This window comes from Yoonia sp. (assembly GCF_046498525.1).
GTDB lineage: Bacteria > Pseudomonadota > Alphaproteobacteria > Rhodobacterales > Rhodobacteraceae > Yoonia.
In genome coordinates this window covers 1-6,562 of record NZ_JAWOAN010000237.1, presented here as the reverse complement: position 1 = coordinate 6,562, position 6,562 = coordinate 1, and the positions used below count along the sequence as shown (strand labels likewise).

General features: G+C 57.4%; 6 protein-coding genes. 4 read left to right on the top strand and 2 right to left on the bottom strand.

The window, feature by feature from the left end; translation table 11 throughout:
- Positions 1 to 813, top strand: an 813-nt coding sequence (locus R6T97_RS14425) for an ATP phosphoribosyltransferase regulatory subunit (RefSeq protein WP_410349992.1), incomplete at its 5' end; no start/stop codon positions are given.
- The gene (gene hisG / locus R6T97_RS14420) at positions 807 to 1,496 is read left to right on the top strand and encodes an ATP phosphoribosyltransferase (RefSeq protein WP_410349991.1); all 690 of its coding nucleotides are present in this window, start codon (positions 807 to 809) and stop codon (positions 1,494 to 1,496) included. The genes R6T97_RS14425 and hisG, both read left to right, overlap by 7 nt.
- On the opposite strand, the gene R6T97_RS14415 is transcribed toward hisG, so the two are convergent.
- Complete coding sequence (locus tag R6T97_RS14415; RefSeq protein ID WP_410349990.1) at positions 1,465 to 2,274, bottom strand: YkgJ family cysteine cluster protein; 810 nt, start codon at positions 2,272 to 2,274, stop codon at positions 1,465 to 1,467. The two genes, hisG and R6T97_RS14415, sit on opposite strands and share 32 nt — an antisense overlap.
- 73 nt (positions 2,275 to 2,347) lie before the next feature.
- The gene (locus R6T97_RS14410; RefSeq protein ID WP_410349989.1) at positions 2,348 to 2,779 is read right to left on the bottom strand and encodes a DUF1489 family protein; all 432 of its coding nucleotides are present in this window, start codon (positions 2,777 to 2,779) and stop codon (positions 2,348 to 2,350) included.
- A gap of 216 nt (positions 2,780 to 2,995) precedes the next feature.
- Here R6T97_RS14410 and R6T97_RS14405 point away from each other — a divergent pair, with 216 nt between their 5' ends.
- On the top strand, positions 2,996 to 5,278 hold the full coding sequence (locus R6T97_RS14405; protein WP_410349988.1) for an adenosylcobalamin-dependent ribonucleoside-diphosphate reductase: 2,283 nt from the start codon (positions 2,996 to 2,998) through the stop codon (positions 5,276 to 5,278).
- 319 nt (positions 5,279 to 5,597) lie between these two features.
- The gene (locus R6T97_RS14400) at positions 5,598 to 6,554 is read left to right on the top strand and encodes an AAA family ATPase (RefSeq protein WP_410349987.1); all 957 of its coding nucleotides are present in this window, start codon (positions 5,598 to 5,600) and stop codon (positions 6,552 to 6,554) included.
- The last annotated feature ends 8 nt before the right edge of the window (positions 6,555 to 6,562 follow it).

Genomic DNA, 6,562 nt, shown 5'->3' with positions numbered 1-6,562 from the left:
GTATTCCGCAAGCAGGAAACCGACGAAACCCGCGCCAATGAATATGTGCAGGTGGGATACGAGGTGTTCGACGGCCAGAACCCGGCCGGTGCCGATGCCGAGGTTTTCGCCGCCATTGCCGAAGGGTTGGCCGGATTGCCGGTGCGTGCGGCGACGGGCGATATTGGCGTCCTGATGGCGGCGGTTCGGGGATTGCGCACAACGGAAGCGCGCAAGGCCGCCTTGCTGCGTCATATCTGGCGACCCAGCCGGTTTCGCGCGCTGATGAAGCGTTTTGGTTCCGGCAAGGTACCACCGGCGCGGGCGGCACTTTTGGCGGCAGATGATCCGTTCGCAGATGCAGGGCCGGATATCGGATTGCGCAGCCGTAAAGAGGTGCAGGCCCGTATCGACGCGCTCCGCGCAGATGCGGCGGCCGCCCCGGTTGCGACGGAAGAGGTTGCATTGATCGACGCCATTCTGGGACTGCGCGAAACCGCCCCGAACGTGCTGAGCGCGCTGCGCGACATCGCCGTGGATATGCCTGCGATTGGCAAGGCTGTCGCTGGCATGAATGCACGGCTCGATGCCATGGCGGAGCGGGGTGTTGATGTCGATACTCTGGAATTCGAAGGCAGCTATGGGCGTACATCGCTGGAATACTATGACGGGTTTGTCTTTGGATTCTATGCGACCGACCGCCCTGATCACCCGCCTGTGGCCACTGGCGGCCGTTATGATGCGCTGACCGCGCAACTTGGGCAGGGCCGTGCAGTACCTGCGGTGGGTGGTGTGATCCGCCCGGATCTGGCGTTGGGGTTGCGCGCATGTTGAAGCTTGGTGTGCCCTCAAAGGGGCGATTGATGGAAAAGACCTTTGACTGGTTCGGCGCGCGCGGCGTGACCCTGCGCAAATCAGGGTCTGATCGGGAATATGCGGGTGCTGTGGATGGCATCGAAGGTGTGGAGCTTGTGCTGCTTTCGGCGGGGGAGATCCCGCGAGAACTGGCGGCAGGCAATATCCATCTGGGTGTTACCGGTTCTGATCTTGTGCGCGAGAAGCTGGCGAATTGGGATTTGCGCGTGGCTGAACTGGCGCGGATGGGTTTTGGCGGGGCGGACCTGATTATCGCTGTGCCGCAAGCATGGGTCGATGTCAGTACGCTGGATGATCTGGATGCAGCCGCAGCAGCATTTCGGCGCACGCACGGTTTTCGTTTGCGCATTGCCACGAAATATCACCGGCTCGTCCGCGACTTCCTGCGTGAGCAGGGGGTTGCGGATTACCAGTTGGTGGATAGCCAAGGCGCAACCGAAGGCACCGTCAAAAACGAAACAGCCGAAGCGATTGCCGATATCACCTCGACGGGCGAGACACTGCGCGCCAATGGGCTGAAAATCCTTGATGACGGATTGATCCATGCCAGCCAAGCGACCCTTTTCAGGGGACGTCGGCGCGACTGGACGGATGAACAGCGGGCAACGCTCAAGTCTTTGCTGATGGTGTTGGGGGTCTAAGGGCCGCTTTGATGCCGTCCCTGCATGCGGTCTCCAGTGCTGACGGTTTATGGCGTGCCTCGGTCAAGCCGGTGTCGGCACCTGCGACCGCTGCCGCGGCTGTTGCCGCCATACTGTAGGTGTGGACCTGTGTAATGCCCTTGAGCGCCTGACGGCAAAGCGCATGGACGACAAGATAATCAAGATGGCTGCCCAAAATCCCGGCACCCTGTTCTTCACCGCCTGCCGCATTACGCTCGCAGGCTCCGGCATCTATTGACAGGAATGACCGGCAGATCATCGGGCGCACATCATAGGCGCGACAACTGCGCGTTTCGGGGTCCAGTGCGGGGCAGGCCTCGAGATGCCAGTCGCGCCCATCGGGTTGGCCTGCAAGGGGGGAAACGGCGGTATAAAGCCGCTCGGCTTCAAAGGGGGTAATCAGGCCACCTTCGCCGCCGGACAGGATGCAGCAAAAGGCGCATCCTTGCGAACATGCAGCGTTGCGCACGGCATCAGGGGGCGTCTTGAGGATTTCGTCGCGTACCGCTGACCCCAGCCGCCATGCAGCTTGGCCGCTGGCCATTTCGGCGATCACGTCTTTTACGGGCATGCCATAGGCTTGCGCCGTTTGCAGGTACGACGTCAGGATGCGTTTGCCCCTTGTTTCGATCTGTTTATCGACGCCCTTCACTTTCGCCTTTGACACGCAATCCGCGAGATCAGCGACAGTGAGCGGAGCAGGCTTGCCGCCCTTCTGTGCCAATCTGCGGGCAGCGCGGGAAGATGTTGGTTTCATAGTCGGACGCCCCTGATCGCGCTGGTCGGTAGACGAAGACTATATAGCCGACAAGAGGGCCGTCCAGTGCGCTTTACCGGACCCCGATCGCGGCGAGTGCCTTGGAAAGTTCAGGGGGCAACGCTTCTTCATCTTGGCGGCCGTCTGGCAAATCTTTCGGGGCGTCTGGGGTCGGCAAATAACGCCAGCCTTGAAAGGCGCGCTTCGGAGTAGCTTCGACTCTGATCAGCCCGGGTTTGCACACGATTGCGCAGCGCCGGATGCCATCATCCGAAAGGTACTCATCAAGCCGCAGGATCGGTTGACGGCACAGGATGACACCCTTGATTACCCAGAAGATCGAGCCGCCATTGAGGATTTCTTCGTTCCGCTTGGGCCACATCCGGGTGATGTGGCGCGGCAACCCGTCTTCGGTCTGCGCGCGCTTTGTGGATTGCCATGCCGCGAGACCGGCAACGTCGTCAGTGCCGACAGACAATTTGAGTATGTTAACGGTTTTCGACATCAATCCCCCCCGGGATGTGCCGTACAATTAATGCTCTGCCGACCCATTTCAATAGATACTTAACAATTCGTTTATGTGGTGTAACCCTTGAGATCAATCACCATATATGGTACCTGAAATGAGAACTACTTTTGACCTGTTTCGCCATTCCAAACTGACAGCCTACCCATTAAGATGCAGGTCTTGCCCTGCTGCCCCAATCGGAGATTCCCTGCCATGACCGCGTTTTCTGCCCCCATTGCCGAACAAATCTGGGACATGAAATATCGGTTCAAGGAGTCAGACGGCACGCCGATTGACAAGACAATCGAGGATACCTGGCGTCGGATTGCGGGCTCTCTGGCGGCAGTTGAGGATGATCCGAAGGCGTGGGAGGGCAAGTTCTATGACGCGCTCGCAGATTTTAAATACCTGCCTGCGGGGCGTATTACTGCAGGTGCTGGCACGGCCCGGTCGGTGACGCTTTTTAACTGCTTTGTCATGGGTACGATCCCAGACAGCATGGGCGGTATTTTTGACATGCTGAAAGAAGCCGCGCTGACGATGCAGCAAGGTGGTGGCATTGGCTATGATTTCTCGACCATTCGCCCCAAGGGTGCGGGCGTCAAAGGTGTCGCGGCGGATGCATCCGGCCCATTGTCATTCATGGATGTGTGGGATGCGATGTGCCGAACCATCATGTCTGCCGGATCGCGCCGCGGTGCGATGATGGCAACGATGCGCTGCGATCACCCCGATGTCGAAGACTTCATCTCTGCCAAATCTGATCCGGCCCGCCTGCGCATGTTCAATATGTCGGTTTTGATCACCGACCCTTTCATGGAAGCCGTCAAGTCGAACGCTACATGGGATTTGGTATTCAACGGAGAGGTTTACCGCACTGTGTGGGCGCGCGAACTGTGGGATGCGATCATGCGATCTACCTACGATTATGCCGAACCCGGTGTGATCTTTATCGACCGCATCAACCAGATGAACAACCTGAACTATTGCGAGACGATAGCGGCGACCAACCCGTGTGGCGAACAACCCTTGCCGCCTTATGGGGCGTGCTTGCTGGGTTCGATCAACATGGCACGTCTTGTGAAGGACCCGTTTGATGATGCAGCCGCGCTGGATGAAGCAGCGCTCGGCGATCTGGTCGCGATGGCCGTGCGGATGATGGATAATGTCGTGGATGCCTCGCGGTTCCCACTCAAGGCCCAGAAAGCCGAGGCGGAGGCGAAGCGCCGCATCGGGTTGGGGATCACCGGATTGGCTGACGCGCTCTTGATGGTTGGACTGCGTTACGGATCACAAGAAGCTGCGGCGCAGACGGACAAATGGATGCACCAGATCGCGCGGGCCGCTTATTTGGCGTCTGTCGATCTGGCAAAGGAAAAGGGCCCGTTCCCGCTTTTCGACGCAGAGAAATTTTTGGCCAGTGGCGCAATGCAACATATGGATGAAGATGTCAGAGATGCCATCCGTCAAAATGGCATAAGAAATGCACTTTTGACGTCGATCGCACCAACTGGCACGATCAGCCTTTATGCAGGCAATGTGTCGTCCGGGATAGAGCCTGTGTTCGCCTATGCCTACACCCGAAAGGTTCTGCAAAAGGACGGGTCACGGACCGAAGAAGAGGTCGTGGACTACGCCGTGCAATTGTGGCGCGATCTGAAAGGTGACGCGCCTTTGCCGGACTACTTTGTGAACGCACAGACCTTGGCACCTTTGGACCATGTGCGCATGCAGGCGGCGGCGCAAAAATGGATCGACAGTTCGATTTCCAAGACCATCAACTGCCCCGAGGATATTAGTTTCGATGATTTCAAAGAGGTCTATATGGCCGCTTGGGATCAGGGCTGTAAGGGGTGCACAACCTACCGTCCGAATGATGTGACTGGGTCGGTTCTTTCGGTTTCGCAAGAGGCGTCGCCATCCGAGGTGCCCGATCAGGTTCGCGATGAGGGCGAAGGGGCAGAGGTCGTCTATATGTCCGAGCCACTGGACCGTCCGCAGGAATTGGAAGGGGCGACCTACAAGCTCAAGTGGCCCGATAGTGAGCATGCAATCTATATTACCGTGAACGATCTGATCATCGCGGGGCACAGGAGGCCATTCGAGGTCTTTATCAATTCCAAGAACATGGAGCACTTCGCATGGACAGTGGCGCTGACGCGCATGATCTCGGCGGTGTTCCGGCGCGGGGGGGATGTTTCGTTTGTTGTAGAAGAATTGAAGGCCGTCTTTGATCCACGCGGTGGCGCGTGGATGCAGGGCAAATATGTGCCATCGATCCTTGCGGCTATTGGCGGTGTGATCGAAAAGCACATGATCGCGATCGGGTTTCTTGCGGGCGAAGGCATGGGCCTGAAAGCAGACCCGCAGGCCGACGTCGTTGCCATCAACGGGGCGCCACGTGGCAAGGCTTGTTCCTCTTGCGGGTCTTATGATCTGCGCATGATTGAAGGATGCATGACCTGCGGGTCCTGCGGTTATTCAAAGTGCGGCTAGACCGGAGTACGGTGTATGTGAAACGATGTTAGAGGGGGCAATTAAGAGCCAATTGACCCAAAAAGACGACCATTAGGTGGGGCTTAAACGACCACTGACATCTAAGTCATTGAAATTGTTGAAACTGAGAAATGCCGATCCGAATGGGTCGGCATTTTCGTTTCAGTGCTGAGCTCAAGGCGCAGTGGTTGACCGACCTCGCAAAATGTTCTCATTACGTTCTCAAGGATCCGGATCCTCTTGTTGAAACCCTGGCAGCCCCACGCTGCCAGATGCTGGCCGCCAACAGATGGGCGTGCCGGTTCAGAGAGGACACCAAATGCCACGCATAAAATTTGCTGACGTCAAATTCCCCGATCACAATACCCCATCACTCTACGACCTTGAGGTTCGTTTGAGAAAGCACTTGGATCAGTTCAGAGAGCGGATCGGCAGCCCTAAATTCGAATACGCGATGCCTGAAGCTGATCGCATGAAAATTAAGCGTAGGGCCAAAGCGTATCTCAGTGCCGTTTCCCGGAAATCAGGCATGGGCCATCTCGACGATAAAGATCGTCAAAGCATGGAGGCCTTCCGCAACGGAGCTGAGCTGGTCTCTGTTGAAACTGAGCACCGAGCAGATGAGATCGCATCTGCCATCCATACCGAAATGCCTTGGATGGCGGCGGCGACAGAAATGATTTGGCAAGATATGCGTTCTTCGGTTCGCAACGGTGATGCTGCTCCGCGCCTGCGACCTTTGCTGCTTGTTGGGCCGCCTGGCATTGGCAAGAGCCATTGGGCACGCTTGCTCGGCCAGCGGCTCGTGGTGCCTACAACTGTCATTGAAGCGACAGGTGAGCCTGCCTCTTTCTCTGTAACCGGGTCACAGCGCGGGTGGGGAACCGCGAACCCCGGAAAACCTCTGGAACAGATTATCGCGAATGGGATCGCAAATCCTGTCATTGTGGTCGACGAAATCGAGAAAGCGGGTAACGTCGAGTCGCGACGCGGTGTGCGTTTCTCGTTGACTGAGGGTCTTCTTCCGTTTCTTGAACGATCAACGGCGGCACATTGGTCATGCCCATATTTCCGCATCGCTTTCGATATGTCGTGGATCACATGGGTGATGACCGCGAATAGTGTGGACGGCTTGTCACAGCCGTTCCTCAGCCGCTGTCCGCCCACAAAGCTGCCTGACTTGTCGGTCGAGCACCTGATGGGGTTTGCCGATCGTGAAGGCGCTCGCCGTGACCTGCCTCACGATGCCATCGACGCTGTGAAAGATGTCATCTAAGCTATCGC